The sequence below is a fragment of the Thermus sp. genome (genome assembly GCF_056332225.1).
Genome location: NZ_JBWGQW010000167.1, coordinates 1 through 799, shown reverse-complemented (window position 1 = coordinate 799; position 799 = coordinate 1). Strand labels below are relative to the sequence as shown.

General features: G+C 71.3%; 1 protein-coding gene. It reads left to right on the top strand.

The annotated features are described in order from the left end of the window. A partial coding sequence (locus tag AC01Y6_RS10690) for a type ISP restriction/modification enzyme (RefSeq protein ID WP_476671509.1) occupies positions 1-673 on the top strand: 673 nt, incomplete at its 5' end. Between the last annotated feature and the right edge of the window lie 126 nt (positions 674-799).

The following is a 799-nucleotide window of genomic DNA, read 5'->3' as shown; positions in this document are numbered from 1 at the left end:
GGCCTACGTCTACGCCCTCCTGGCCCAGCCCGCCTTCACCAAGCGCTTCCAGGGGGGGGTGCGCCACCCCCCGGTCCGGGTGCCCCTCACCAGGGACCCGGAGCTCTTCAAGAGGGGAGTGGCCCTGGGGAGCGAACTCCTCTGGCTCCACACCTACGGGGAGCGGTACGCCCACGTGGGCTCCTGGACCGCCTTCCAGGGGAAGGCCTTCTGGGGAAAGGCGCCCAGCGCTTACCCCCAAAGCCACCGCTACGACCCCGGTACCCGGACCCTCCACGTGGGGGACGGGGAGGTGAAGGAGGTGGCCCCGGAGGTGTGGGGCTACGAGGTCTCCGGCTTCCGGCCCCTCAAGGCGTGGCTGGACTACCGCAAAAAGGACCGAAAGGGGAGGAAAAGCTCGCCCCTGGACGGGATCGTCCCCTCCCACTGGGACGCGGACCTTTCTCGGGAGCTCCTGGAGCTCATATGGGTCCTGGAGCGGACCCTGGACCTCCATCCCCGGCAGGAGGAGCTCCTGGAGGAGGTCCTCCGGGGACCCCTCTTCACCGAGGGGGAGCTTCCCACCCCCGCCCCGGACGAAGAGGAGGCCCCGGGAGAGGAACCCGGGGAGGCGGATCCCCGCGCGGAAGGGGCCGGCGCCGAGGCGGCCCAGCTCCTCTTCCCCACCCCGTGAGCCTTCGGGTTTCCCGCTCATGCGCTTGCGCGGCTGAGCGCACGCGCGCATGTAGCGCGTGAGCGCCGCTTGAGGCGAGCGGCTGGCGCGCGAGCGCACGAGCGCACGAGCGCTAGGCTGGTAGGG